30 protein-coding genes and 3 pseudogenes are annotated in these 25,828 nt (G+C 57.1%); 19 read left to right on the top strand and 14 right to left on the bottom strand.

All coding sequences use genetic code 11. The annotated features are described in order from the left end of the window. The first annotated feature begins 17 nt into the window (after nucleotides 1-17). Nucleotides 18-494: a cyclic nucleotide-binding domain-containing protein gene (locus tag DQ393_RS14295; RefSeq protein ID WP_112342423.1), complete on the top strand. Its 477-nt coding sequence runs from the start codon at nucleotides 18-20 to the stop codon at nucleotides 492-494. A gap of 23 nt (nucleotides 495-517) precedes the next feature. On the opposite strand, the gene DQ393_RS14290 is transcribed toward DQ393_RS14295, so the two are convergent. From DQ393_RS14290 to DQ393_RS14260, 7 genes are all read right to left on the bottom strand, one after another. Further along, nucleotides 518-850: a cytochrome C oxidase subunit IV family protein gene (locus tag DQ393_RS14290; RefSeq protein ID WP_112342422.1), complete on the bottom strand. Its 333-nt coding sequence runs from the start codon at nucleotides 848-850 to the stop codon at nucleotides 518-520. A 10-nt stretch (nucleotides 851-860) separates the two neighbouring features. Continuing rightward, the gene (locus tag DQ393_RS14285) at nucleotides 861-1,583 is read right to left on the bottom strand and encodes a heme-copper oxidase subunit III family protein (RefSeq protein WP_112342505.1); all 723 of its coding nucleotides are present in this window, start codon (nucleotides 1,581-1,583) and stop codon (nucleotides 861-863) included. A gap of 12 nt (nucleotides 1,584-1,595) precedes the next feature. Beyond that, nucleotides 1,596-2,300, bottom strand: a complete 705-nt coding sequence (locus DQ393_RS14280) for a cytochrome c oxidase subunit 3 (protein ID WP_112342421.1) — start codon at nucleotides 2,298-2,300, stop codon at nucleotides 1,596-1,598. Continuing rightward, complete coding sequence (locus DQ393_RS14275) at nucleotides 2,297-4,075, bottom strand: cytochrome c oxidase subunit I (RefSeq protein WP_112342420.1); 1,779 nt, start codon at nucleotides 4,073-4,075, stop codon at nucleotides 2,297-2,299. The genes DQ393_RS14280 and DQ393_RS14275 overlap by 4 nt, the downstream gene beginning before the upstream one ends. 56 nt (nucleotides 4,076-4,131) lie before the next feature. Then, complete coding sequence (locus DQ393_RS14270; RefSeq protein ID WP_112342419.1) at nucleotides 4,132-4,935, bottom strand: cytochrome c oxidase subunit II; 804 nt, start codon at nucleotides 4,933-4,935, stop codon at nucleotides 4,132-4,134. A 164-nt stretch (nucleotides 4,936-5,099) separates the two neighbouring features. After that, nucleotides 5,100-5,486, bottom strand: a complete 387-nt coding sequence (locus DQ393_RS14265) for a c-type cytochrome (RefSeq protein WP_112342418.1) — start codon at nucleotides 5,484-5,486, stop codon at nucleotides 5,100-5,102. 477 nt (nucleotides 5,487-5,963) lie between these two features. Continuing rightward, nucleotides 5,964-6,323, bottom strand: coding sequence for an SPW repeat protein (locus DQ393_RS14260; RefSeq protein ID WP_112342417.1), 360 nt, complete (start codon nucleotides 6,321-6,323; stop codon nucleotides 5,964-5,966). 363 nt (nucleotides 6,324-6,686) lie between these two features. Between DQ393_RS14260 and DQ393_RS14255 the strand changes: the two genes are divergently transcribed. From DQ393_RS14255 to DQ393_RS14245, 3 genes are all read left to right on the top strand, one after another. Beyond that, entirely contained in the window at nucleotides 6,687-7,127 is a 441-nt protein-coding gene (locus tag DQ393_RS14255; RefSeq protein WP_112342416.1) for a curlin, read from the top strand. A 66-nt stretch (nucleotides 7,128-7,193) separates the two neighbouring features. Then, nucleotides 7,194-7,598, top strand: coding sequence for a curli-like amyloid fiber formation chaperone CsgH (gene csgH, locus DQ393_RS14250; protein ID WP_112342415.1), 405 nt, complete (start codon nucleotides 7,194-7,196; stop codon nucleotides 7,596-7,598). Nucleotides 7,599-7,838: 240 nt separating this feature from the next. Further along, nucleotides 7,839-8,255: a curlin gene (locus DQ393_RS14245; protein WP_112342414.1), complete on the top strand. Its 417-nt coding sequence runs from the start codon at nucleotides 7,839-7,841 to the stop codon at nucleotides 8,253-8,255. A gap of 92 nt (nucleotides 8,256-8,347) precedes the next feature. Here DQ393_RS14245 and DQ393_RS14240 read toward each other — a convergent pair whose 3' ends face one another. After that, nucleotides 8,348-10,354 carry an ABC transporter ATP-binding protein/permease gene (locus DQ393_RS14240; RefSeq protein WP_112342413.1) on the bottom strand — a complete coding sequence of 669 codons (2,007 nt, stop codon included), beginning with the start codon at nucleotides 10,352-10,354 and terminating at the stop codon, nucleotides 8,348-8,350. A gap of 98 nt (nucleotides 10,355-10,452) precedes the next feature. Here DQ393_RS14240 and DQ393_RS14235 point away from each other — a divergent pair, with 98 nt between their 5' ends. The 11 genes and pseudogenes from DQ393_RS14235 to DQ393_RS14180 all read left to right on the top strand — a co-directional run. Beyond that, a complete protein-coding gene (locus DQ393_RS14235) occupies nucleotides 10,453-10,713 on the top strand; it encodes a hypothetical protein (RefSeq protein ID WP_112342412.1) in 261 nt (86 codons plus the stop codon). Nucleotides 10,714-11,837: 1,124 nt separating this feature from the next. Next, nucleotides 11,838-12,794 carry an acyltransferase family protein gene (locus DQ393_RS14230; protein ID WP_112342411.1) on the top strand — a complete coding sequence of 319 codons (957 nt, stop codon included), beginning with the start codon at nucleotides 11,838-11,840 and terminating at the stop codon, nucleotides 12,792-12,794. A gap of 107 nt (nucleotides 12,795-12,901) precedes the next feature. Further along, nucleotides 12,902-13,075, top strand: coding sequence for a hypothetical protein (locus DQ393_RS33430; RefSeq protein WP_162736958.1), 174 nt, complete (start codon nucleotides 12,902-12,904; stop codon nucleotides 13,073-13,075). Nucleotides 13,076-13,431: 356 nt separating this feature from the next. After that, the gene (locus tag DQ393_RS14220) at nucleotides 13,432-13,815 is read left to right on the top strand and encodes a helix-turn-helix domain-containing protein (RefSeq protein ID WP_112342409.1); all 384 of its coding nucleotides are present in this window, start codon (nucleotides 13,432-13,434) and stop codon (nucleotides 13,813-13,815) included. Nucleotides 13,816-13,884: 69 nt separating this feature from the next. Beyond that, on the top strand, nucleotides 13,885-15,633 hold the full coding sequence (locus DQ393_RS14215; RefSeq protein ID WP_245430356.1) for a hypothetical protein: 1,749 nt from the start codon (nucleotides 13,885-13,887) through the stop codon (nucleotides 15,631-15,633). A 12-nt stretch (nucleotides 15,634-15,645) separates the two neighbouring features. Next, nucleotides 15,646-15,864: a hypothetical protein gene (locus tag DQ393_RS14210; RefSeq protein ID WP_112342407.1), complete on the top strand. Its 219-nt coding sequence runs from the start codon at nucleotides 15,646-15,648 to the stop codon at nucleotides 15,862-15,864. Between the two features lie 13 nt (nucleotides 15,865-15,877). Further along, complete coding sequence (locus DQ393_RS14205; protein WP_112342406.1) at nucleotides 15,878-17,050, top strand: YcaO-like family protein; 1,173 nt, start codon at nucleotides 15,878-15,880, stop codon at nucleotides 17,048-17,050. Next, on the top strand, nucleotides 17,047-17,751 hold the full coding sequence (locus DQ393_RS14200; RefSeq protein ID WP_112342405.1) for a TfuA-like protein: 705 nt from the start codon (nucleotides 17,047-17,049) through the stop codon (nucleotides 17,749-17,751). Before DQ393_RS14205 ends, DQ393_RS14200 begins: the two co-directional genes overlap by 4 nt. A gap of 62 nt (nucleotides 17,752-17,813) precedes the next feature. After that, nucleotides 17,814-18,083 carry a hypothetical protein gene (locus DQ393_RS14195; RefSeq protein WP_210278962.1) on the top strand — a complete coding sequence of 90 codons (270 nt, stop codon included), beginning with the start codon at nucleotides 17,814-17,816 and terminating at the stop codon, nucleotides 18,081-18,083. A gap of 279 nt (nucleotides 18,084-18,362) precedes the next feature. Continuing rightward, nucleotides 18,363-18,824, top strand: a complete 462-nt coding sequence (locus tag DQ393_RS14185; RefSeq protein WP_145644634.1) for a hypothetical protein — start codon at nucleotides 18,363-18,365, stop codon at nucleotides 18,822-18,824. A gap of 86 nt (nucleotides 18,825-18,910) precedes the next feature. Further along, a pseudogene (locus DQ393_RS14180) lies at nucleotides 18,911-19,081 on the top strand (type II toxin-antitoxin system prevent-host-death family antitoxin); the annotation flags it as partial. 68 nt (nucleotides 19,082-19,149) lie between these two features. Here DQ393_RS14180 and DQ393_RS14175 read toward each other — a convergent pair. From DQ393_RS14175 to DQ393_RS14155, 5 genes are all read right to left on the bottom strand, one after another. Next, entirely contained in the window at nucleotides 19,150-19,455 is a 306-nt protein-coding gene (locus tag DQ393_RS14175) for a hypothetical protein (protein WP_112342402.1), read from the bottom strand. A gap of 558 nt (nucleotides 19,456-20,013) precedes the next feature. Then, on the bottom strand, nucleotides 20,014-20,328 hold the full coding sequence (locus DQ393_RS14170; protein WP_112342401.1) for a PRC-barrel domain containing protein: 315 nt from the start codon (nucleotides 20,326-20,328) through the stop codon (nucleotides 20,014-20,016). After that, nucleotides 20,325-20,690 (bottom strand): hypothetical protein, encoded by a 366-nt coding sequence (locus tag DQ393_RS14165; protein ID WP_112342400.1) that lies wholly within the window; start codon nucleotides 20,688-20,690, stop codon nucleotides 20,325-20,327. Before DQ393_RS14165 ends, DQ393_RS14170 begins: the two co-directional genes overlap by 4 nt. A 1-nt stretch (nucleotide 20,691) precedes the next feature. Continuing rightward, nucleotides 20,692-21,909 carry an Nramp family divalent metal transporter gene (locus DQ393_RS14160; RefSeq protein WP_112342399.1) on the bottom strand — a complete coding sequence of 406 codons (1,218 nt, stop codon included), beginning with the start codon at nucleotides 21,907-21,909 and terminating at the stop codon, nucleotides 20,692-20,694. Then, nucleotides 21,906-22,400, bottom strand: a complete 495-nt coding sequence (locus DQ393_RS14155; RefSeq protein WP_145644633.1) for a hypothetical protein — start codon at nucleotides 22,398-22,400, stop codon at nucleotides 21,906-21,908. The genes DQ393_RS14160 and DQ393_RS14155 overlap by 4 nt, the downstream gene beginning before the upstream one ends. A 103-nt stretch (nucleotides 22,401-22,503) precedes the next feature. Here DQ393_RS14155 and DQ393_RS33835 point away from each other — a divergent pair. Continuing rightward, nucleotides 22,504-22,736, top strand: a pseudogene (locus DQ393_RS33835) (TetR/AcrR family transcriptional regulator); the annotation flags it as partial. A gap of 72 nt (nucleotides 22,737-22,808) precedes the next feature. Continuing rightward, nucleotides 22,809-22,937, top strand: a pseudogene (locus DQ393_RS14145) (molybdopterin-binding protein); the annotation flags it as partial. A 19-nt stretch (nucleotides 22,938-22,956) separates the two neighbouring features. Here the strand turns inward: DQ393_RS14145 and DQ393_RS14140 are convergent. After that, on the bottom strand, nucleotides 22,957-23,574 hold the full coding sequence (locus DQ393_RS14140) for a TetR/AcrR family transcriptional regulator (RefSeq protein WP_112342397.1): 618 nt from the start codon (nucleotides 23,572-23,574) through the stop codon (nucleotides 22,957-22,959). Between the two features lie 105 nt (nucleotides 23,575-23,679). On the opposite strand from DQ393_RS14140, the gene DQ393_RS14135 reads away from it, so the two are divergent. Both DQ393_RS14135 and DQ393_RS14130 read left to right on the top strand, forming a co-directional pair. After that, nucleotides 23,680-24,756 carry an efflux RND transporter periplasmic adaptor subunit gene (locus DQ393_RS14135; protein WP_112342396.1) on the top strand — a complete coding sequence of 359 codons (1,077 nt, stop codon included), beginning with the start codon at nucleotides 23,680-23,682 and terminating at the stop codon, nucleotides 24,754-24,756. Beyond that, nucleotides 24,753-25,823, top strand: coding sequence for an efflux RND transporter periplasmic adaptor subunit (locus DQ393_RS14130; RefSeq protein ID WP_112342395.1), 1,071 nt, complete (start codon nucleotides 24,753-24,755; stop codon nucleotides 25,821-25,823). The genes DQ393_RS14135 and DQ393_RS14130 overlap by 4 nt, the downstream gene beginning before the upstream one ends. The last annotated feature ends 5 nt before the right edge of the window (nucleotides 25,824-25,828 follow it).

Below are 25,828 nucleotides of genomic sequence, written 5' to 3'. Positions count from 1 at the left end.
TGGGGGTACCGAAGCTCATGCTTCTGAAAGACGAAGTTGAAATGCTGAAGCGAGTGCCGATTTTTTCGCGCATCGCGCCCGCGAAATTGAAACTCTTGGCGTTTACGTCCGATCGCGTCAGCTATAATGCTGGCCAAACCCTGTTTCATCAAGGTGATCAGGGAGATGCCGCCTATGTTGTTCTTTCCGGAACTGCTGATATTCTCGTCGATAGCCCGGCCGGCGAGATCAAGGTCGCCGAAGTCGACGTGAATTCCATCGTCGGCGAAATCGCAATCCTCTGTGACGTCTCCCGTACCGCCACGGTAAAGGCCACGTCCAGGCTTGAAGCACTGAAGATCAGCAAGGAGCATTTTCTGAAGCTGCTCAGCGATTTTCCGGAAATGGCTGTCGAGATCATGCGCGTGCTTGCCGACCGTCTCAACCATACGACCTCGGAACTGACCGCCGTCCGCAGCCGCCTCAACCAGCCGCAGTCGATGGCGACGCATTGAGATTGCAGATGGTGTAGAGCGCGCTACGGGCCGGCGCCGAAAAAGGCGAGCCGGGTAAGCGCCGTATAGTGCGATTCCGACACCATCAGAGCGACGAAGACAAGCACCAGGACCGGCGGGACCAGGATGGCGTAGATCAGCGCGAGACGCTCCCAGGCCATGTGCATGAAAATGGCGACGATCAGCCCGGCTTTCAGGATCATGAACAGCAGGATCAGGGACCATCTCAGATAGCCCTGAATGCCGAGATAATCGACAAGGTAGGAGAAGGTGCTGAGGACGAAAAGCAGTCCCCAGACCACCATGTACAGCTTTATCGGATGCTGCTGCCCGGAATGTGTCTGCGTCTCAGCCATGATGCCATCCTCACCACAGATAGAAGAATGCAAAGATGAATACCCAGACCAGATCGACGAAGTGCCAGTATAGTCCCGTGATCTCGACGATCTCGTAACTGCCCTTGCGGCTGGTGAAGAACCCCCGCCTTTCCTGGTCGAAATCTCCCCGCCATACCTTGCGCGCCATGATCAGGAGAAAGAGGACTCCGATCGAGACGTGGGTGCCGTGGAAGCCGGTGATCATGAAGAAGGACGAACCGAACTGCGCCGCTCCCCATGGGTTTTCCCAGGGGCGGACTCCCTCCCTGATCAGCTTGGTCCATTCGAATGCCTGCATCCCGACGAATGTCGCGCCGAGAACTGCGGTTGCCAACATCAGAGCGGCGGTCTTGCGGCGATCACGGCGGTATCCGAAGTTGACGGCCATCGCCATCGTGCCGCTGCTGCTGATGAGAATGAAGGTCATGATGGCAATCAGAATCAGCGGGATTTCCTTGCCTCCGATCGTCAGCGCGAAAACCTCGCTGGGATTGGGCCAGGCGACGATGGTCGACATGCGCGCCGTCATATAGGCCAGGAGGAAACAGCCGAAAATGAAGGTGTCGCTGAGGAGGAAGATCCACATCATCGCCTTGCCCCAGGAGACGTTCTTGAACGCCCGCTGGTCCGATGAAAGGTCAGCCGCGACGCCGCGCAGTCCCACGGGTTGCAGAAGTGGTTCGCTTGTTGGTCTTTCTATGGATTCGGTCATCATCGAGGCTCCTCAACTGACCAACTGACGGCAGAGATCGACGAAACTATTTGCCCAGCCGGCAAAGAGCGCAAAAAGGATCAGCCAGATGACGAGCATGAAATGCCAATAGATGGCGCAGAGATCCACGCTCAGGCGGATTCTCGCCGATACGGTGTTTGTCCAAGCGTGGATCGTCGTCCGTCCGAGCACGAAAAGCCCGCCCAGGATGTGCAGGCCGTGCAGCCCGGTGATCATGTAGAAGAAACTATTCGATGGGTTGTCGGCGAGCACATAGCCTGCCGCAACCAGTTGCCGCCACGCCAAAACCTGTCCAGCCAGAAAGAGAACCGCCAGTGCGAACGCCACTGCAAGCGCCGTGTTCAGCATCTCGCTGCGGTCGAGACGGGCTTCGGTTTTTGCCCATTGCAGTGCGACGCTGCTTGCCGCAAGGGCGGCGGTATTTACCCAGAGCAGTCTTGGGATCGGAATGCTCCACCAGTCGGCGCCGCTAAGGCGCGTAAGATAGGCGCTGATGAGGAGCGCGAACAAGGCGCCGACGACGGCGAGAAAGATGCCGAGACCGACTTTCGCCGTGGTCGCCGATGATCCGCGCATGTCAGGCGCATTGCCTGCGAGGCTCGTTTCCAGCCAGGGTTTCGAGGTCAGCCGCTGCCGCGCCATCCACCAGGCGATGATGCCGGCAATCCCGGCCATGAAGATGAGAATGGCGCTCATGACAACGCCCTTTCGGACGGCCCGACCGAGGCCGGCTGGTTTTGCGGCAAGAAATCCTGATCCGCTCCGGGGACACTGTAATCATACGGCCAGCGGTAGACGATCGGCAGTTCCTTGCCCCAATTTCCGTGCGCGGGCGGCGTCTGCGGCGTCTGCCATTCCAATGTCGTTGCCCGCCACGGATTGCCGCCCGCCTGCCGGCCCCAGCGAAGGCTCCAGGCGAGATTGAACAGGAACAGAAGCTGCGCGGCGCCGACGACCAGAGCGGCAATGGTGATGAACATATTCAACGTATGCGCCGACGGCGGTATGAAGGCCGTTTCGCCCAGCTCGTAATAGCGGCGCGGCACGCCCATAAGGCCAAGGTAGTGCATTGGGAAGAAGATCGCATAGGCGCCGAGGAAGGTGATCCAGAAGTGGATGTGGCCCATCGTCACGTTCAGCATACGCCCCGTAATCTTTGGATACCAATGGTGGATCGCGCCGAAGATCACCAGGATCGGCGCGACCCCCATCACCATATGGAAATGGGCAACCACGAACATGGTGTCGGACAGCGGCACGTCGACGACGACGTTACCGAGAAAGAGGCCGGTCAGTCCACCGTTGATGAATGTGACGATGAATGCCAGAGCAAACAGCATCGGCAATGTCAGATGGATATCGCCGCGCCAGAGCGTCAGTACCCAATTATAGACCTTGATCGCCGTCGGGATGGCGATGATCAACGTCGTGGTTGCGAAAAAGAACCCGAAATTCGGGTTCATGCCGCTCACATACATATGATGCGCCCATACGACGAAACTTAGCGCCGCAATGATGACGATAGCCCAGACCATCATCCGGTAGCCGAAGATGTTCTTGCGCGCATGGGTGCTGATCAGGTCCGAGACGATGCCGAAGGCGGGAAGGGCAACGATATAGACCTCCGGATGGCCGAAGAACCAGAACAGATGCTGGAACAGGATTGGACTGCCGCCACCGTGCTGCAGTTGCTGGCCCATCTCGACAATCGCGGGCATGAAGAAGCTCGTGCCGAGCAAGCGGTCGAACAGCATCATGACGGCAGCGACGAAGAGCGCCGGGAAGGCAAGGAGCGCCATGACGGTCGCGGTGAATATGCCCCATACCGTCAAGGGCATCCGCATCAGCGTCATGCCGCGGGTACGTCCCTGCAGCACCGTCACGACATAGTTCAACCCGCCCATCGTAAAGCCGATGATGAACAGGATCAGCGATGACAGCATCAGGATGATGCCCCAGTCACGCCCTCCCGGCGTACCAGACAGAAGGGCTTGCGGCGGATAGAGCGTCCAGCCGGCTCCCGTCGGCCCGCCGGGCGCGAAGAAGCCGACGACCAGCACGATGACTGCAAGCAGATAGAGCCAGTAGCTCAGCATGTTCGCATAGGGAAACACCATATCGCGCGCGCCGAGCATCAAAGGGATCAGATAGTTGCCGAAACCGCCGAGGAATAGCGCGGTCAGCAGGTAGATCACCATGATCATGCCATGCATGGTGATGAACTGATAATAATGTTCCGCATCGATGAAGGAGAAATAGCCGGGAAAGCCGAGTTGCAGCCGCATCAGCCACGACAGCACCAATGCCACCATGCCGATCGAGATGGCGGTCAAAGAGTATTGAATAGCGATGATCTTGGCATCCTGGCTGAAGACATATCTCGTCCACCAGCTTTTCGGATGATAAAGCTCCACATCCTCGACTTCAGCGGGCCGGATGACCTGCTCGATGCCGGAACCAATCTCGACCATATTCCTTCCTCCCTGTAGCCTCCGATGCGGCATTCCTCCTCAGCGGCGCATGGGGCTTACTTTTGCGCCGACGCCAGCGATTTCGAGAAAGTCGGCTGTTGCTGCAGCCAGGCTTGATAGGCTGTATCGGTATCGACGATGACGGTGCCGCGCATCTGCGGATGACCAACACCGCACAATTCCGCGCAGAGAACCTCGAAGGTTCCCGTTCGCGTCGGTGTGAACCAAAAATAGGTCACCGTGCCGGGAATCATGTCCATCTTTGCCCGGAATTCCGGCACGTAGAAGTCGTGCAGAACGTCGATCGAGCGCAGAAGCATCTTCACCGACTTGCCGGCCGGAATATGCAACTCACCGCCTTCGACGATGACGTCGTCCAGACCCGCAGGATCATTCTTGTCCAAACCGAGCGGGTTGTCCGGAGTAACATCGCGCGTGTTCGCGCGCCCGAGGCGCCCGTCCGCCCCCGGCAGCCGAAAACTCCATTGCCACTGCTGACTGACGACTTCGACCTCGCTGGCATCGGCCGGCACCGTGACGAACTGATTCCACACGAAGAGGCCCGGTGCGAGCATCGCCGCCACACCGATTGCTGTTCCTCCGGCGAGCCACCATTCCAATCTCTTGTTTTCGGGCTGGTATGCCGCCCGGTTTCCTGTGCGGTGCCTGAAACGGAAGACACAATAGGCGATGAACATCACGACAACCGCAAAGACGATGCCGGTGATCCAGAACGTGATGACGATCGTGTTGTCGATATAACTCCAATTCGACGCGATCGGCGTCCACCACCAAGGGCTCAGCAGATGGAATGCAATTGATCCCACCACCAGCAGAACGAGAATCAATACGACAGCCATCGTCTCCTCCTTGACCCGGCCGCGAACGTTTCTGCAATCTCATCGCGAAACGTTTTAGTATTATCTCATGAACAAATCACCCGGGCAATTGCGGCAAAAGTAGTGGTTTATCCAGCAGAGCCGCACGGAGTGCACCAATGCCTCGGCCCGATGGTCGCATCTCGCTATTTGGAGTATTGCTTCAAATAGGCGATCAGATTGGTAATCTCGGTATCGTCCTTCAGTCCGACGAAGGTCATTTTCGTGCCCTTCACCTTCGCCTTGGGGTCGTGCAGATAATCGCGGAGCGTCGTCTCGTTCCAGACGAGGCCGCCCTTGCCCGCCTCCTGCATGGCTGACGAATAAGCGAAATTAGGGTGTGTTCCAGCCGTCCTGCCGAACAGGCCGTTCAGCGAAGGCCCGACCTTGTTTTGATCCGTTTCGGCCACATGACAGATGGCGCATTTCTTGAAAACGGTGGCCCCTGCTGTGACGTCACCTTCCTGTGCAAAGGCGACGAGTGGGAAAGCAACGGCGGGAAGCAGACAGATCGGAAGAAAACGGTAAGACATGGCAATCCTCTTTCTCTCCATCGGTGTTCCAATCTATGTGTCAAACCGCAACCGACGGTCATAAATCTATCAAATCTTGTCGCCTTTGTCGCCTATTCCTTAAATTAGCTAGTCGTCATTCCTTGCGCGGGAGCAATCGGCGATTTCCGACGCGGAGATCTTGAAGACGATGCCCGCTCTTGACGATAAGGTTTTGCCATCGAGTGTCGCTACTCGGCTCTTGACCGTGGAACACCGAACCGGGGCTTCCAAGCAGGTGTGCTTGAGTGCCTGGAAGCTGATATGGGTTCTGTAGACGTCTGCGCCGCTAGCATTGCTTCACAGGAATGCGAGCGGCGCTTATGATCCATTCTCGATCCACACTCTGACGCAAGATCGAGGCGGAGCCTGTTCCAAAGCTAGACCGATCTCAGTTGGACAGTCGCTAGACCTGCCGCTTGGCGGCAGATCTAGCTAATGTCATGTGCGTGTCCATGCCTAAGCGTGGGCATGCGGATGGTGCGCATCCCAGACGACCCATAGTGATGCACCAGCAATGAGCACGCCGAGAACGGTATCCGTCCACATTGCGCTTGCATTGGGGGCAAAACCAAGCAGCCAGGGAGATGCAATCAGCCAAAGACCGAGTACCAGACTGGCCCATTCCTCCCATTCAGCAAATACTGAAAGCGCAGCGACCGCAAACACGCCCAACAGGGCGGCAACGATCCATGCGTTCCAGCTGGGTATCATCTCAGCTGTGAAACCGAAGATCCACGGAGAGACAAACAAGCATGCCGCCAGGATCAGATTTACCCAATCCAGCATTCTCTTTCTTTCCATCAGAGGCATTGCCATAACAACTTCCTCCCAATAAGAAGCCTAGTGTTGGCTACACTTAGCGTGAACTTCACGCCTAAGTATATAAGTGGTTACTTTCGCTTCCATTTCAAGATAACGTGTGAGCGATACTTTCGGTATTATGTCTAAAGTTTCAGCTGTAATGGATGCTGCCGTCCCAGCTCTGCTTTCAAGAAGCGAACAGGCGGGGAAAGATTCCGCCGTAAGGCGCTACATGGCCGTGATGTCCTCCCCCGTTGCTCCGGATGATGCAGATCGCTGAATTTTGGATGAACACCGTCTTCAGCATCCGTTCTGAACACGAGGCCTACAAAGGAGCCGTTCAACCGCGGTGATATCCGCATCGAAGGAGGGGTCAAAATGATCCGCACGTCCATTATCCGCACTCTTCTTGCCGCTGCCGCAGTCGGCGCTGTCGTCATCACCCCGGCGATGGCCAACGACGTGCGCATCGAACAGTATGGCTGGCAGAACTCCGCCGGCGGCGCGCAGAACGGCCACAGGAACCGTGTTCGGTTTTATCAGGACGGACGCTACAATACTGCCATCGGCCAGCAATACGGCCATCGCAACCTGTCTGCCGTCGGGCAGGAGGGCGACAACAACTACGGAGCCACCTATCAGTACGGCAGCCGCAACGTGGCCGGCATAGGACAGTTCGGCTCAAATCACACCGCTATTCTGACGCAGGATGGCAACGGCAACATCGCCGCGGGTGTCCAGGTCGGGCACGGTTGCAACGCCGATGTCAGCCAAGGCGGCAACGGGAATGTAGCCGCGTTCGTCCAGACCTGCCCTTGACCTTTGCGACACGGGCCGGGACCTGTGTTCCCGGCCTCGTTCTTTGCCACGACAAGGAGGCAATCCATGGTTAACTCAGGCAGAGGCTTTCCCATCACCGCAGCGATGATGCTCGCCGGACTGATCGCCGCCGGCGCGAGCGCTGCCGTTCTCGACACGGACAGCTCGGGCTCAGCACCAATTCGCTGCGAAATTCGAGAGAAAATTCAAGGCGATACGATATTTTTGGAGCCGCTTGTGCATTCCGACAGGGAAATGAGTGGCACCTATAGCATCAGCGTATCCGGCGGAGGCGAGGGAGGCTCCTCGAACATCCAGCAGGGCGGTGAATTTTCGGCGGTGGCCGGACGCACGACGTCGCTCGGCCGAATAAGTGTCAGCGCGGGCGGCGCCCTTTACGATGTGAAGCTCAAGGTGACGGTGCCCGGCGGGAACGTCAGCTGCACCAAACAGGTGGCGGGCGTATTCTGAAAGATACTTTAAGTGCTCAAGCAGCGATGGAGCCATTCAGCGATTTCCTGAACCGCTGAATGGCTCTTTTTGTCTGCCTGCCGCAATCAGTTCCCAAGCCCCGTTGGCGGCTTTGGGCCTATCCGCCTTCCTCTATCCGTGCAGTTAAATGGCTGCTGAACATCCTCTTCCAACTTGGTTCAGCTTGGTTTTGCAAAAGTGGCGTATCGGCTGACGACGGCCGGATCAGGAGAGGCAATCATGAATACCAAGCTCGCCAACACTCTAGGAATCGCCACTATTGCCCTATTGCTTGGCGTCTCGGCGCAAGCAGGCTCCGCCATGGCCGGCGGCTCGATCGCATTTTATCTTTCGCCTCGAACGGCACAGGATGCCGAAGTGATGGATTTCGGTTTGCGGGCCTATTCGCTCTACAATGGCCTGCGTGGGGGTGCTCATATCCGTCAGTTCGGCCGAAACAATCTTGCCGGCCTCGGGCAGAATGGACGAGACAATCTCGGTATCGTGCGCCAGGAAGGCAACGGCCATTCCGCGACGCTGCAGCAGAACGGCAGCGATAACTCCTATGGCATCTTCCAGTTCGGAAGAAATACCGACACGCAAGTCGTGCAGAACGGCGACGGGCAAAGTGGGGCGGCGTTGCTGTTTGGTTGGTAGAATTTCGTCGATGAGCTGTGCTTGCCCCGAACGCCAGGACACGGCTTCTCAAAGGCTTTCCAAGCTTTTCCAAAACACCCGACCAGGCACCGTCAATGTCTATTCTGGCGCCGCGATGCTTTACTCTGGGCTATGCTGTGTCGCGGTAGAGAACGCCGATCTTTCAGGAGGTGCAAAAGCAGATTCCGTTTCCCCCCGCGAGGAACGAGATCAATGTCGCTGACAAGCTTTGCGCCGCCCGCGCGACGCTCCAGGGTGATCTTGCGGCTATGGAAGGCTTCCAGCTCGGCACGATGCGCCACGCTTATGATGGTGATCCTCGGCAATTCCCGGATCACCATCTCCATCATCTTGTCCTGGCTCTTCTCATCGAGTGCCGATGTTGCTTCATCCAGCACGATGATATCGGGGTCGTGCAGCAGGAGACGCGCGAATGCGAGACGCTGCTTTTCGCCGCCCGACAATGTCTGGTCCCATGGCGCTTCTTCCTCGATCTTGTCGTTCAGATAATCGAGTTCCACTTTGTCGAGAGCGGCCTTGATCTCATCCAGCGTCCAGCTGTCAGCGGCGCGGGGATAAGCGACTGCCCGGCGAAGTGTTCCGGAAGGAATGTAAGGCCGCTGGGGCAACATGAACAATCGTCTGTCGGCGTGGAAGTTGACACTGCCGCCGCCCCACGGCCAAAGACCTGCAATGGCCCGCACAAGCGTGCTCTTTCCCGTGCCGGATTCTCCGGCGACGAGCACCCGCTCTCCGGGTTCGATTACGACTTGAGTCTCCTTGACCACGGCGGTGCCGTCGTCCAGCGACACGGAGAGATCGTTCAGGCTGAGCATGGCATCACCTTCGGCTTCACCATGCTTGATGCGGCCCATTGTGTCGCTCTTTTCCGCACGCTCAAGCCCGTCGAGCGACATCATCAGCGAAGCGACGCGTCGCGCGCAAGCGTTCCAATCGGCGAGGCGGGGATAGTTGTCGACCAGCCATCCGAATGCGCTCTGAACGATAGCGAAAGCAGAAGCTGCCTGCATGACCTGCCCGAGCGTCATGCTGCCTTCGAGAAATTTGGGCGCGCAAAGCAAAATCGGCACGACGGGCGCAAACAGGCTCGACCCCTGCGACACAAGCGTCGTGCGCATATGTTGGTGCGCAAGCAGCGCCCATTGCCTGAGCACGTTGCCGAAGGTTTTGTCGAGGTCGTTACGCTCCTCCTCTTCGCCGCCGAGCAATGCGATGCTCTCGCCGTTTTCCCGCACATGCGTCAGTGTATAGCGAAATTCGGCTTCCGCCTGATTTTTGATTTCGGAGACATGGACGAAATGGCGGCCGATGACCGCCATCGAGGTGGAGGTGATCGCGGCATAGAGCACCGCGGTGATGACGAGGAAGCCGGGAATTGTGATTGTCGAACCGGCGATTGTCACGGTCAGGGCGCCGCCGATCGTCCAGAGCACCACGATGAAGGTCGAGGCCGACAGAAAGGCCGAAATGACGCCAGCGATGAAATCCACCGGCGCTTCCGTGGCAATCCGCAAATCCTCGGCGATGCGCGCCTCCGGGTTCTTGTGATCGCCACCGATAAGGTTCAGCTGATAGTAGCGGCCGTTTGCCAGCCAGCGCGCGATGAGCGCCGTGGTCAGCCAGGACCGCCAGCGGCGCTGAATTGCCATTCGCAGCGAGACTTGGACGACGACAAGAGCCACGCTTCCGAGCACGAGCGGCAGGAACATGGCGCTTAGAAAATATACGGTATGGGCGTTGCGCTGCTCTATCGCGTCAAAAATTGCGCGATTCCAGATATTGATCCCATACTGGAAGCAGACATTGGTGCCGATCAGGATCAACAGGCCGATTGAACATGGCCACGCAAGTCCATCACCGCCGTTGCCCCAATAACCTCGCGCGCTGATCCAGAAGCGCCTCAGCAAATATCTTTTGCGCGCCTGTTCTGCTTCTTCGGGCGTTAGCTGCGGATCGGGTTCAATGAAACTTGGCGGGGGCTCGACCTCCACAGTCGATGCCTTACCTTGACGCGACCTCTTGGCACCATGCGCTTTGGTACCGTCGACCGATTTCTGTTTGGATTTAGCGTCGGTCATAAGCACGACAACGGCTTAAAAATCAAAAAGTTTCATGGACGGCAGCCTTGAGGAACTGTCCATCGCAATTAGCGTTTCAGTATCAGGAGGAATTTACCATGTGCCCGCAAAAGCCAATGAGCGCACCGCTGTGTGCGCCAGAATTTGGGTTGCCGAACCCTATACAATATTACCCTCAGCCATTGCCCCCTCTCGCCCCTTCAGAAAGCGAGAAAGACGCGTATGAACAGGGAATCAAAGCAGGAAAGCGTGAGGTGGAAAACAAAGAGAACCCCTTTCCCGCTGGCAGCGAACAGGCCAAAGCTTATGAGCATGGCTACCTTGATGGCCAGAAAATCCGATTCGCGGACATGTTTTAGCGATGGACGATTTCGGGCGCCTGCGTGGAAATTGGCACCGGCGTTTTCAGTTTGTTGCGAACCATAGCGACGTTTCGCATTGCCGGGCCTCAAGCTTCGACTTGCTGGGCAAGATCCTGGGACACCGTTCTTGACATGAACGTTTACACTCTCCGCGTCGATATCTTTGTCCAAAGCAAACCGTTCATTGCGATCGCGTTTCCAGGAAAAGGAGCGGTCGCGGACGCCACGGGCAAAGATCCATCTAAATTTCTCCACCTGAAGTCGGTCTGACCGGTGCGAGACAACGATCCGTAGAGCAGCTAACATATCCTTAATCAATCGCAGGTGGAAATGGAATCCGAAACAAAACCAGACGATGGGAGTGATGCCTCAGCGAGAAATGGGTGATCGCAGCGCAGTCGGATTACGGCGATGACGGCAAACAATCGCACGCCGAATTCCTCAGTTCATGCAATCGGCGATGAGGGATATGACAGCCGCCGTCTAAAAGTTTCGCCTCTCACTTTTTTCAGCGTCGGCAAACCTTTGCTTACGTGCTTAGCCGGATGAAAAAAGCTGCGCTTTGATCATGTGTGCTGAGAGATAAGAGAGGTTTAGGCAATTTAAGTAGAGCCAATCTATTTGGGCCGATAATTAGCCGGAAAGATAGCCGGCGGCCGTGCTTGCGCCTGAGATGAAATTCGTTTCTAATTTAACCGGAGATTGAAGATCCTGTTTTTCTGAATTATATTTAAATTTATTGGTGTATAACGTGCCAATGCATATAAGAAATAGACAATAATTACAACTTATCTCATTTAGATTAAAATATTACTTAACATATTGGCAAAACCGCTGCGCTATATTATCTTCCCGCCACTCAATCAAAGGAGGCGGAGCGGGCGGAGGGCGCTTTAAACGATCTATTGTTCTCCTCGAGATCATTTCGTGGGTGTGGCATCGTCGATAGCGATGCACCATAAAATGCAATTTCATCATCAGTGAAGTCTGAAAGTCTTGTACCGGAGTGGACGCGCGCGAGTTGGCTCGCTTGCGCGGCACACCGACCGTGCGGCTGCATCTTATCGAAGGATGCTTGCCTCGTACAAAATAACTGCGGAAAATTCGGAGAGGTTCTCCAAATGCGGTACTATTCCCTGGACGCGATACGCGGCCTTGCTGCTATCGCCGTTGTGCATTTTCATATGGGATTGATCTGGCACGTCGCACCGTTCGGTTATCTGGCGGTCGATTTCTTTTTCGCGCTGTCGGGCTTTGTCACCGAAACGGTTTACGGCCCACGATTCATAGCTGGCATGACGACGCCTGGTTTCTTTGCCGCCAGGCTGAAACGGCTCTATCCGGTCTTCCTTATCGGCATTTTTCTTGGTGCCTTCGTAATAGTGGCTAAGGTATTTGCAGGTATCGACTGCCCGCCAGCATGGGTCGTTCCGCTTAATCTGGCAGTTCTGCCCGCGCCTGTTGCCGGGGACTATTTTCCGGTCAATGTTCCGTGCTGGACGCTCTTTCTGGAGTTCACCGCCTACTTTCTTTATAGCGCGTGTCGGCGTTACCTGACGCCACCGATACTGCTGACGATGACGGCGGTTTCGGGTGTTGCGCTGCTGGCATGGGGCGATGATCTGAACGTTGGCAGCACGTGGGACACCATCCACATCGGCATTGCGCGGCTTGGCTTCGCCTTTCCCTTCGGCGTGTTGCTGGCGCGGCTTGGCGTCAGGCCGTGTTGGCGTACGTGGCTCGCACTATTGCCGCCCGTTTGGCTTATGGTCGTTTTCTATTACTCGCGAGCTGGCACGGATATTGCGCTGTTAACTCTGCCCATGTTGCTCGTCTGGTCCATCGCACTCGAAGTGCCGGCAAAGTTGCAAGCGTTGTCGCGCTGGCTCGGCGATATTTCCTATCCACTCTACATCGTACACTATCCGCTTCTTTCCGTTTTTCAATTCTTCTGTCGGGAGATCGGCGCTGCTGGGCCAATTGCGCAGATGGTCGGCACGGTGGGTCTTCTCGGCGCGGCTCATATGGTGGCGTCTTGGAATGGCCGCTACCGGACTTTTGCAGAAAAAGGCGGCTGACCATGGAAGACGAACCGAAGCTGGGCTCGGCTTGATGGCCATCGGCTTTGCTCTGCCAATCACGATGCGCAAATCGCGGGAATACGCTCCAGCAAATGGAGGAGGCAATGATTTGGAATTTCGAAGTCATTGTGGCCGTTATTGGCAGCCTCGGCGCTGCCGGCTTTGTCCTGTGGCAATTGGCAGACCCAGGTCGCCGCAGAAACGAGACACGCGAGCACAACGACGACACCGGCGCGATTGTGGAAGAGGTGCGGCAAAACCGGAACGAAGACGACTAGGACATCATTTCGCACTTCCGTCGTAACCCGCCGAGCCGCCATGGACGGCGTTGGCTTGTCCGTCGGCGCAATCATGGGCAATCCTCCAAGCCGCGGATTTAATGTCGTAATGCGATACAAATCCGCAGGGCCGCGTATTTTTGTCGAGATGGGCGCCGGCTGGCCGTACATTGGTACTTGCGCAACCATTGGAGGAACTCGGCGGAGTGTTTTCCTCATACGGTGAAACCATGATTATTGCGACGCCGACCGCGAATAATTAGGCCGACGTCTCGTTCATTATACATTGCTGGAACATTGTGAATTCGGAGGAAACCTGCGAACATGAAAGTAGTTTCTTTGCTGGCGGGTGCCTCATGGACAAAAAATCCGACGCGATCGATGTAGAGGTTGGATTACGCATCCGGCTGCGCCGGGAAGAATTGTCAATTGCGCAGGATGTATTGGCCGCGAAGCTTTGCATAAGCCCTCAGCAGCTCGAGAAATACGGGCGCGGCATAGAAAAAATCGGTGCTGGTCGCCTTCTGTGCATCTCTGAAATTCTCGATGCCCCGGCCATGTTTTTCTTCAGAAGCACATTGGTCGATGCCCTTCCTTCTGTGGCGAGACCAGCTGATTTTCAATTTACCAGACATCATGAGGCCGCTTTGCAGACAGCCTTATCGGCGCTTGAGGACAAGCGGCTGCGGGCAAGGATGCTCGCTTTTGTGCAATCAACCGGACCTGACAACGAGCGCTGATCTAGCAAGATGACATTTCATTTAACGACACTCGGCAGTTGCGCCCTTTATGATGAGAAGGGTGATCGCATGAATGTGCCAAAGCAGGCGCTGCTCATGCTAGCCTATCTTTACGATTGTCGACGATCGATGCCGCGGAAGGACCTGGCGGCTTTCCTCTGGCCCGGCGATCTGCAGGCTGCCGGCGCCAATTTGAGGTCGACGCTTCTGCGTTTGGCGACTGCGACGTCCAAATCATCCAGTCCGCTGATCAGCGGTGCCGCGACGAGCCTCGCATTGAACTTCGAGGCGTTGCGGTGCGATCTGGATGCTGTCGAAAATGCATCCGGCATTGCCAGGCTTAGCGCGCTCGCCGATGCCGTCGCCAAGAATTTCCTGCCCGCTTACGGCAACGGCTCCGGATCCGCGGCTGTTTGGGTACGCGACGTGCGGGCGCGGCTCGCAGGGGAGCTGCGAGTGGAATTCTTCAAAACGCTGGGCCAAGCCTCTTGGTCCCAAAATCGCGGCGAATTGAAGCGCGCAGCCATGCTTCTGCTGGACTGGGATCAGACGGATGACGAGGTCAGGGCGGCGCTCGGCGAGAAAATTACGTCTTACAGTCAGTTGATCGGCGGAGCGAAAGATCCGATTTCAAACCAGCCGGCTCAGGATATGCTTCCGGTTGCCGCCGGCAATCCCGTACCGCGTATCGCCCTGCTTCCGCCTGAGACGCTGGAGGATTCGGAACGAGCCGGATCGGTCGCAAATGCGGTTATCGAGGATCTGACGATCAGTCTTTGCGTCGACCGAAGCGTCTCCGTAGTCGCTCCCTATACCGCCGAGCAGATCCGCTCCTCAAACGACAAGGCCGGGCTTCTCAAGCAGCATAATGTGGTCTATGCGCTCGATACGAAGAGAACGGACAACAGCCTGTTCGCCCAGCTGATTTTCATGCCGCGGGATGAAATTGTCTGGGCGACACGCGTCCAGCTGGATAGTGCGGCCATAACGGAGCATCGCAACGCGATCGCTACCGCCATCCAGAACTCCATCATCGAGCGCGTTGGCGCCTTCCACCACATCGTTTCCGATTTCAGCTGTAAGCCTCAGGCCTATTTTGCCTATCTCGAAGGCGTACAATGCCTGTCCCGCCTGAGCCTTCAGAATGTTCGCCGCGCGCGCAAGCATTTTAAAGAGGCTCTCGAGCACGAGCGGGGTTTTGCGGCGGCCCTTGCGGGCATCGCCAGGACCTTGACGATGGAATGGGTTCTGACGGCGCGCGGCGATGGCGACCTGTTGCATCAGGCGGAGAAAATGGCGGCGGATGCAATCCGTGATGACAGCCAGTTCGCCGGAGGCTTCAAGGAAATCGGCGTCGCCCGGCTCTACCGCGGCAATATCGACGGCAGCCTCGAGGCCTTGTCGAATGCTGAAGACCTTAGCCCGCACTATGCGGATGTGATTTGCAGCCACGCCGACAGCCTCACCCATGGCGCCAATCCGAAAGCGGCATTGGAGAAGGTTGCGACTGCTCTTGATCTCAATCCGCTTGCTCCGGACTACTATTATTGGACCGCAGCAGGAGCCAGCTATTTCATTGGAGAATATACCGAAACGCTGGCCTATCTGGACAGAATGAGAGACCCAGGACCAGCAAGCAGGCTTGCGGCGGCAAGTTGGGCAATGCTGGGGGATCTCGCGAAGGCCAAGATGTATCGACAGCGCGCCCTGCGCGACAATCCGAATTTCGATCTTGAGGCATGGCTTGCCATGATTCCAATCAAGGAAAAGTGGCAGATTGAGCATTACAGGGAAGGCCTGTTGAAGGCCGGTTTTTGAGAGGAAGAAATTATGGCAAAGGCAGTTCTGATTGGAATTAAGGGTGAAAAGGGGCTTTGGCTAGCTGACCTCGAAAAGGGGACCATCGTTCGATACACGCGGCGGCTGACGGGCGATCTGGGGAAGGCTGAATCCTGGCGGGGCAAAGGGATCAGAGTGGAGAAAGATGTCGATTTCGCTGTGGCGTTGACGTCGGCAGGCGATGTGGCGTCGGGCCTCTTTGAAGGCTAGGCACTCGTGATCGGTGTCAAACAACTTTAGAGCATGCCCTCCTGGCGAAACCTTGTCGAGGGTTTGGCCCCATCTGGGACGATTTGGCATAACCCGTGTCGGCCGCCAGACCGAGCTCGATCGCATAGGCATTCCCGTCTGGTGCGCCTATGCCCCGAATTCCAGGGCGATCGTCATCGCTCAGGGAAAAGGTCTGGATGACGTCTCTGCGAAAACATCCGCGGTGATGGAAGCGATCGAGCGATCGGTCGCGACCCAACCCTATTGTTCAACGCTCATGGCAAGTCTGAATGATCTTGCCGCAAGCGGTCATGCCACGGATTGCCTGGAAGATCTGCTGGCGATCGGTGCGCAACCGATAGAGGCCATGGAGCAGATCAGATGGTCTCAAGCCCACGATCTGGCCAAGAACGCCTCGATATTCGTACCTTTCGAGGCCATTCATCTTGACCGAACGCATGTCCGCCCACGCTTCTGGGTATCATCGGATGGATTGGCGTCGGGGAATACCTGGCATGAGGCCGTCCTGCACGGGCTGCTGGAGCGGGTCGAGCGGGATGCTTGCGTCCTTTGGAACGTCGGCGAACCGGCGCATCGGCACGAACGCCGGATAGATCCGTATAGCATCGAAGATGAGGGTATTCGCGAGATGTTGGAGAAGATTTTCTCGGCAGACTTCGATCTCGCCCTTTTCGATGTGACGAGCGATCTGGCTGTCGCCTCCATCGTCGCATTGCTGCGGCCGAAAGGCGATGACGGCTCGCTGAGATATGTCGATTTGACCATGGGCGCAGGGGCATCCTTGTCCCCGGAGTTGGCCGCAGCCCGGGCCGTTTCCGAGGCCGTGCAGTCGCGGATGACCTTCATCGCCGGTGCCAGAGATGATCTTGTCCCGGAACTGTTCTCACGCCGCGCCGATCCTGCCCATCTGCAATTGTTCCGGGCTCGATGCACGACGAACCTGAGCGAACTGCCGACGATGTCGGCCGTGTCTGCGCAAGATGCGCTCGACCGGCTTGTCGAGACCCTGTTGGGAGGCGGTATTGACCAGCTTTATGCAATCGAGCTGGCACCCGAATGGCTTCCGGCATCGGTCGTAAAGGTTTTCGCGCCGCAACTCGAACATCCTGACGGGGATCGCCGAATTCGTCTCGGCAGCCGCGCATTGTCAAAGGGTTTCCTGTGAAAGTGTTCTTCGTAGGTCCGAGCTTGCCCGATGCCGAAGCATATGCCGACAGTACGATGGTCATACGACCCCCGGCATGCCAGGGCGACGTTATGAGAGCACTCGAGGAGGGGGCGACCGCTATCGGCCTTATCGACGGTCAGTTCGAATTCGTCGCGCCGGTGTGGCACAAGGAGTTACTCTTTACCCTCTCCCGCGGTATCCCCGTGTTCGGGGCAGCCAGCATGGGAGCGCTCCGCGCCGTGGAGTGCCGGGCTTACGGCATGGTCGGCGTTGGCCGGATCTTCGATGACTATGCTTCCGGGCGCCGCGAGGAGGACGCGGATGTTGCTCTCCTCCATGGCCCAGCGGAATTGGGCTATCCCGCTTTGTCGGTGCCGCTGGTCAATGTCGATGCCACAATCGAGGCTGCGATCAGCCAAGGCATTATCGGCAGGCAGGAGGCTCTGCAGCTCTCCCAGGCAGCTCGGCGTATATTCTTCAAGGATCGGACCTGGAAGCGCATTGCCGAAGCCGCCGATATGGACACAGGGCAGGTGAGGGCACTTGTCGCAAAAGCGTGGACCGACCAGAAGCGTCTGGATGCGATCGAGCTTGTGCACGCCCTTGCCGAAGCGTCGTTGCAGGCACATAAGTGGGGCTGGTCTTTCAATGCGACACCGCTGTGGCGTAAGCTCTTTCCGCAATTTTACCGAATGTAGTTGATTCTGAATACAGTCTCTGCGTGTGCAACGCTTTTGCAACGACCCTCATCAATCGAAATATGCCAATCTCCCTCCATCAGATCGTTTTGGCGGGGCTTTTAACAGTGAGCGATTTTGGGAAACAGGAACGTGCGGGCGAGATCTTGGCGCTTGTAAAAATGATGCAGTATGCCGGCGGAGTCGCGAGTGATCTCGATGCACCGCAGGCCGTGTTCCTTATAAAGGAGGTGCAAGCCGCACTTCTTTCGATTTTAGAGACCGAGTTCCCGACACTCTTCAGCGCCCATCTGAACGGGCTTGTCGTCGGTGACATGCATGGTCACTGCTAGCAGGTTCTCGTCCCGATGGAGTGGCCTGCGAGAAAAACAAGCTCTGCCGACACAACAGGCATCGCTGCGGATTTCAAGGAACCTCAGGGGAATATGAGGATTGCGGTTATGATGTTTGGAGCAATTATTATTGCATGGCTCGCGATTGCCTGCGGTATCTGCCGTTCGTTGAACTGGCTCTGACTTTGGCCGTGAACAGGTGTCGTGAAATTGTCCCGATCACGCCTGCAAAGATGATCGCTTATCGGGCGTTTATCGGGCCTGTCGGTGTCGAGCCTCATGATGCTTCACACTGCCGAGTGCAATGGCCCATTCCGCAAATTCTATGGGCGCACTCAACGGCTGAAAAAGCCTAAGAGAAACTCAGTCGGCATTGAGCAGTCTCTGCTCATGCCGAGCTTACGTGAGGTTGCCAGCAATCTTGCGGTGGAGGGGATCATGGAAAGGTTGAAACGTTTCGCACAAGGCGATTTGTCACAAAATGAGCTCAAGGTCATAAAGCGAGTATTTGACTTAGTGACGCGGCAGACCTGGTTCGACGATACTCAATACAGCCGCGAGGGGTTTGCCGCCGCGCTGGTCAGCTTGTTTCGATGCGGAATGAATAATCCGACGCAGCTGGAAAGGATCGCGATGTTTTGGGCATTGAGCGATTTTTCCAAGAGCATGTCGCATACCCAACGGACCAAACTGAAGTCACTCTACAGCCAATGCGAGGCAGAGCGGCAAGTCTGCTATTGATGAGATCTGAACTTTGAAGCTTGCTTTGCAAGCCGTCGCCACAGACTGACAACCGTCCGCCGATGCGGGTCGTTTTGCAGCAATTACAGCGCAACAAGCCTCGGCTCGTACTGCTCAACATCGAGGATTACGAACGCCTCATGCGTCAGTCCGATGCTTGTGCAGCCGGCACGAACGATACCATGTCCGACGCTTTGCTTGCCGAATTCGAGGCCGCCGTCGAAGCTTATGCGGATAGTGATGAGGCGAGTCGGTGAGCCGAGGTCAGTCGCTCTCGCTGACGCAATCTTGTCATCGGTTCTTCGCGACCTGCAGGTACGATTTCTTAAATCCCTGATCCGTCGAGTTGCTGGGTATCATCGCCTTCCCACGGTGAGGGCATCGAGGTGCGGTTGAGATTGGCCGACGGCATCGGCATCCAGCACTTCAATTCCGGCTCGGCATATTCGACGATGCGGCCGGGCGCAGAATCAGAGGCGCGCCAGCCTTCCGCACCGAACTGATCGCCATTCGACCAATAGGCAAGGTCAACTTCTGCCGGCCCCTGTTCGGACGGGCGGATCGTGACAAGGATGCGACTGCCGTCTTTCGGTGCGCTTGCCATATGGCGCCAGCGGTCTGCCTCGACCATCGTTTTTCCTCCTGCCTTCTGCGGGTTGCAAGTGTCACCTCGCCATCGAGAATGGTCAACTCAAACTTTGCGGGTATGTGCCGGGGTGTGCCGGACAAGAAACCAAAGCAAAGGACACTTGTCGAAAATGAACTGCCGCTCCTGCGCCGGCACGAGTCGAGTTCGCCTATTTCATAATATCACCTTTGTGCGAGTGATCAGTAACGCCAACTCCTTTCCGGATTAGGGAATCTCTCTTGGTTTGCCGGGTTTGCGATGTAGCGAGCAGAATGGAAAGCGCGATGGCACACAGCATCGCAGCCATTAATATTCCGGGCGGAAAACGAACCATATCGACAACTCAGCTTCCCTCCCATCTAAGGCGATAATTATGGCGTTGCGCTATCAGTTGTGGAGATCTTGTGGAACGGCGCGATCCGCGCAGCAAAGAAAGTTGCCAAGCGTTGAGACGAAAGGACGACTGAGGTGATCAACGAGCCGCTTTGCCATCCGGCATTGCGGCATCCTGCCATCCTTTGACTGCGCTGGTCAGGCTCGTGCCAGCGGCAATACGCATTTTCATCGAGGTCTCGCGTCGAGAGCGGCGACGGTGCATCTGAGTTTCAGATGGGTGGGATCCGTCACATCGAGCTTGTCCCATGGCACGATGTAGCCGCTCGACCGCTCCCTGAAACCGAAGGGGCGCAGGATCGCGTTGCCGATCGCCGTTGCCGATAATCGTTCGAGCAAACCGAGAGCTCCGAGGTGATATTCGACGATGACGAAATCTTCTTCCATAGGTTCCGCCTTGATCTCCTCCAGCCGCCCGATCGGCTGATCATTCACGTCATGAACCTGCGTTCCGAGCAGGAGTTCCAGGTGAATTTCCGTCACGACCGTCCTCCCGGGATGTGGCTGAAGATATGTTGTCTCAGCCATTCCTGCGCCCGCTCAAGCGGTGTCTCGCTATTGTCGACATCGGCTTCGATATCGACGCCCACATCGGTGATTTTCGACCATGGGATCCGGTAGGGACGCCAGCCGTCACCCGCTTGCGCGCGTTGGGAAGAAGCGAGCATCCAGGCATACAGGCGCCGGCTCAATCTTCGCACCAGCGCCGGGGTACCCATTTCGATGAAGGCGATCTTGAGCCGGCCGTCATCTGCGGCCGTAAGCACGATGCCATCGACCTTTCCGATGCGGGCCTGCCGTCGATCGACGACCTGCTTATCCAGAACGTCACAGCCGAGATACATGTCAGCCTCCCAGAATTTCGAGCGGCGTGGTTACAATCGAAAGCACGAACGCCATCGCGACGATAAAGATGACGGCGGCATTGCTGATCCAGCCATTTCTATGCTCGCCCACATAGGCCGGGTCGTTCATGAGAACGAGGAAGGGAACCACGCCGAACGGCAGGCTGAGGGCGCTGAGCGCCATCGAAAAGATGGTGAGCTGGAGAGGATCTATGCCGGCGATGATCGGGATCATGGCAATCAGAAGCGAAGCGGTATAGACGAGGCAGAAGGCGGGATTGTCTTTTGGCTTCGTATTTTCCGACCAGTTCCATCCGAAACCCTGTGCGACCAGATAGGCCTGCGCCAAGCTCACTTCGAGGGCTGCGCCCAGGCAGGTGATGCCGAGGGACATTGCAAAGAGATAGAATCCCCATTTTCCGAAGGCCGGCGTGAGGATCATGGCGATCTGCTCATATCCTTCGATGTCTCCGACCCCTTTGGGGGGATAGATCATCGCAGCCAGCACCATGATGGCGGCGGTGATGATCGCGCCGAAGCTCATGCCGATGATTGCTATCGCGCGATTGGCGCCAAAAAAGCTTTTGTCCCATTCGTCTTCGATGGCGCCCGAGGAATAGAAGTAGAAGAGGTAGGGGGAGATGACTGCGCCCAATATTCCGACGACGATAAAACCGTAGTGGAGGGGATCTTCGCTTGGCAGCGTCGGCACCACGCCTTTTACGACCTCATCCCAAGGCGGTCCCATGACGAACACGGCGACGACGAAGGACAGCGCCAGAAGGCCCAGGGACGATATGCCATTCTCGATGAGGCCGAACGTACCTCGCCACAGCAGCAACCAGACGGCAAATGTCACCGGCAGCGACCACCACTGAAATTTCACGCCTGTCAGGAACTGCAGCGCCAGCGAGATGCCGCCGATTTCGGCTGCAAGAACAAGAAGATTGACGATAAACGCTATGGTTACGGTCAGAAGAAAAACGTTGGAACCGAAGCGGTCCCGAATTCCATCGACAATCGTGTAATGGCTCGCGATTGCAAACCGCCCCGACATCTCGACGAGGAAAATCACGCAGATCGTGCCGAGCACGATGGCCCAGAGAGGCCCGTATCCATGGGCCGCGCCCGCCTGGCTGGAGGTCGCGATATTTCCCGTTTCAAGAAAACCGCCGATGCTCGTGATGACGCCAAGCGATATCTGCAGCAATTTTTTCATTGTGCTGCTCCGGAGCCCGTTTTCAACTTGGCTTCGAGGTTCCGCAAAGCCTCAAGATGCTGTGAAATCGTATCTGTCCGGCCGTTGACGAGGTCGTCATGCGCCGCGCCGATGACCGTGTTCAGCTGATCGGCCACGGTCGCGAAATCCCGCCGAGATGCCGAAAGCTTCGTCGACAGGCTGCCGATCTCTTTTCCGCACCGTTCCATGGTGAGGGCGGTAAAGCTGTTCGGCACCAGCATTCTCACGCGTGCGTCGAGGGCCATGTCCGCCGTTGCACTCCAGGAAAGTACCGAGCGAATTTGGCGTTCGGTTTGTTGTTGTCCGTCGGAGCAGGAGGTCATGCTTGCAAGCAGCAGGGCGACGATAAGAAGTTTCACAGCCAAGGTCCTCATGGATGCCGCCCAGCGCGATATTCCTAATATAATCAAATAGAGGCGAGTGAGTTCCAATCCGATGGCGCGACCGGCGCCAGAACGATCATTGCCCAAGTGTGCGGTGGCCGGTCGTGGGATTCAGAAGCTCTTCGGAAGCCGCAGCGCGCGCTGCTTGCGGAGTGTATCGCGTATTGTTGCGCCGGGCCGCTCTCATCGCGCTCAAACGAAGGCCTTCTTCCGGTTTATCTCGACATGGCTCACCTCCATCAAGGAACGCGGCGCCAAGGACGGAACCTTGAAGCTCTCGAGCGAACCCAGCGTTGAGGCCGAGATATTGATGGCTTCCATCCATGGAGCCATGCTCTGGCGCGAGCTTATGGGGCGCCCGAAGTGTTCGCCACCATTCTGGCGCCGACCCTGCAGCGCCTGTTTCCGACCGTCGCTCGATAGAGGCTTGGGGCGTAACGAAGCCGCCCCAAGGCAAAACTGCATCTCAAAAAACTGCCAACTAGGAGGCTCACAGCGCGTTACGCCGTCCTCCATTGTGCCGACGAGCTCGAGAAGACCTTGGATGGAAGCGGTCGCTACTATGAGAGCATCGATCTGATCGATGCGTTCCATCCGCAGACCATCCTTGTCTATGCGATGAACCCGTCGATCAGAGGATGGATCATCTCAGCAGCCCGTGCATCACAAGATCAATATGCGCTTTCAGATAGGTGGTTTTGTCCAGAGGCTGTCGGTCGTCGAAAAGGAGCTTGAAGAATAGAAAGGCGATGGCGGGCGCCACGACCGCGTCGCAGAACGCCGCCGGTGCCGGACGGAACTCCCCGAGTTTTACCCCTTCGTCGATGAGGGACTGCATTTGACGCTCGAGCGGCTCGATAAATATGTCGTGGTGCCGATCGACGATCTGCGGGAAACGTGAACCCTCGGCAATGACGAAGCGCATCAGCTCCCGCAATTTGCGATCCCTGATTATGAGATCGTAGATGAGCTCGATATTCCCCTGAAGCCGCTCCGTGACGGTCCCTTTCAGTTCGTTTGAGCTTGCCAGCAGATTTTCGAGAGGCTCGGAAATGTGCCTGATCATCGCCTCGAAAAGCTGTTCCTTGGTCTCGAAGTAGACATAGATGGTTCCCTTCGTAACCCCGACCCTGCTGGCAATATCTTCGACGCGTGTAGCGACATAGCCGCGCTCGACGAACTCCTCAAATGCGGCATCCAGGATCTGTATGGGGCGACGGGCCTTTTGCTCCGCGCGCGTCAGCTTTTTTAGATCGGTCATGGTGCCACCTTGAGGGTTATTGACGGTTCGACGTCAAGATAAATTCTATTGACTAATGAGTCAGTCAATAATATTCGTCTCGCCAATGGATGCAAGAGGTCAATCATGAAAACTATCCTTGTCATCGCATGGCTGGGTGCGAGTGCGGTCGCGCTGTCGTCATGCGAAAAGCAGGCCGAGAGTGAGACGAAGCCAAAGAACGTGGAGGCTGTCGTGGCCAAGGTCACGCCGGTCGTGGAAAGCAACGCCATTACCGGCGAAGTGAGCGCCCGCGTCGAAAGCGACCTCTCTTTCCGGGTAAGCGGACGTATCGTCGAGCGCCTGGTTGACGTTGGGACGTCGGTGAAGGCCGGACAGGTGCTTGCGCGCATGGACGCCGAAGAACAGAAGGCGGATCTCGACGTTGCCACTGCGAACCTGCAATCGGCGCTCGCGCAGCAAACGCAGGCCCAATTGGCATTCGACCGCCAGCAGAACCTCTTCAAGACGCAGGTGACGACGCGCGCAGCACTCGATCAAGCCCAGGAAACGTTGCTCACTGCCCAGGGAAGCGTGAAGTCGGCACAAGCTCAGCTCGACACGGCACAGGACGCGCTCTCCTATACGGAGCTACGCGCCGATGCCGATGGTATCATCACCGCCAGAAACGCCGAAGTGGGGCAGGTCGCGCAAGCCGCACAGCTGGTCTTTACGCTTGCGCATGACGGCCCTCGCGACGCTGTCTTCAACGTCTTCGAATCCCTCTATCTCGGGCGAAATCTTGAAAACCAGGTTGCCGTCAGTCCTCTTTCGGCCCCGTCGCACAGGATGGAGGCTTTCGTGCGCGAAATCTCGCCCACGATCGATGCCTCGACCGGAACGATCAGGGTCAAGGTGGGTCTCGAAGCGGCTCCGGATATGCAGCTTGGCGCTCCGGTGGTCGGCGTGTTCCGGTCCACCGCGCGGGACGCGATCGAATTACCGTGGTCGGCAATGGCCTCGAAGAGCGGAAAGCCGGCCGTCTGGATCATCGATCCCGCTTCATCGAGCGTGTCGCTGCGCCAGATCGATGTCTCTGGCTATGAGACAGGCCGCTTCGCAGTGCGCACTGGCGTGTCCCCGGGCGAGATCGTCGTCGTCGACGGTACAAAATTCCTGCGACCGGGCCAGGCCGTCACATACGACAAGGGAGCTGCAAAATGAAAATCCGTATCACAGCCGGCCTTGCGATCCTCGGCTCACTGCTGCTGACGTCCTGCGAGAAGCAGGAGGAAGCCCATTACGAGCCGGCGCGCCCCGTGCTTTCCGTTGTCGTCAAGTCCACCGCGGCTTCCGCACTGACCTTGCCCGGGACGGTCGAGGCCAGGATCGAGACCCAGCTCGCATTTCGGGTTCTGGGGCGCGTCATAGCGCGCAAGGTCAGCGTCGGCGATATCGTCAAGAAGGGCGATGTTGTTGCCGCCATCGACCCGCTGTCGCTGGAGCTTGCAGTGAAAAGTTCGCAATCCGAACTTTCGAATGCCCAGGCGCAGTTGGCGAATGCCGCATCCACCGAAGAGCGCCAGCGCTCCCTGCTCGAGAGCAGATCGGGAAGTGAAGCGGCTTATGAAGAGGCGGAACTTGGGCGCAAGAGCGCCATTGCTTCGGTTGCCAAGGCCCAGGCCAATTTGGACAAAGCGGAAGAGCAACTGGGATATACGCAGCTCAAGGCGGAATTCGACGGCGTCGTGACGGCGACATCCGCCGAAGTGGGCCAGGTGGTGTCCGCGGGCCAAAGCATTGCCACCGTCGCCCGGCCCGACCAGCGCGACGTCATCATCGATATACCCGTCGCCAGCTTCGACGGTCTCAAGGTGGGATCGCCCTTTGAGGTCGCTCTCCAGCTGGATCCAACCATCCGCGCGAGCGGCGTCGTCAGGGAGATTGCTCCGGAAGCCGAGGCGACGACCCGCACGCGACGCACGAAAATCACGCTCATCGATCCGCCGGCAGCGTTCCGCCTGGGCTCCGTCGTCACAGCAACCGCGACTGTCGTCGCAGATCCGATGATCCTCCTGCCCTCTTCATCCGTCCTGATGAAGGACGGAAAGCCGAATGTCTGGGTGGTCGATGCTGCGGCCCGCAAGGTCTTCATTCGCGCGATCAAGATCGATGGAGACCTTGTCGAGGGCGGTTCCGTGAAGATCGCAGAAGGCGTCAGCGCCGGCGAACGCGTCGTCGTTGCCGGAGTTCACAAGCTTGCCGACGGCCAGGCCGTCCGACTGGATTAAGGAAA

This window comes from Martinezella tropici, from assembly GCF_003287875.1.
Lineage (GTDB): Bacteria > Pseudomonadota > Alphaproteobacteria > Rhizobiales > Rhizobiaceae > Rhizobium > Rhizobium tropici_C.
Note: the sequence above shows the minus strand (reverse complement) of the source record. Positions and strands in the feature narration are given on the sequence as shown.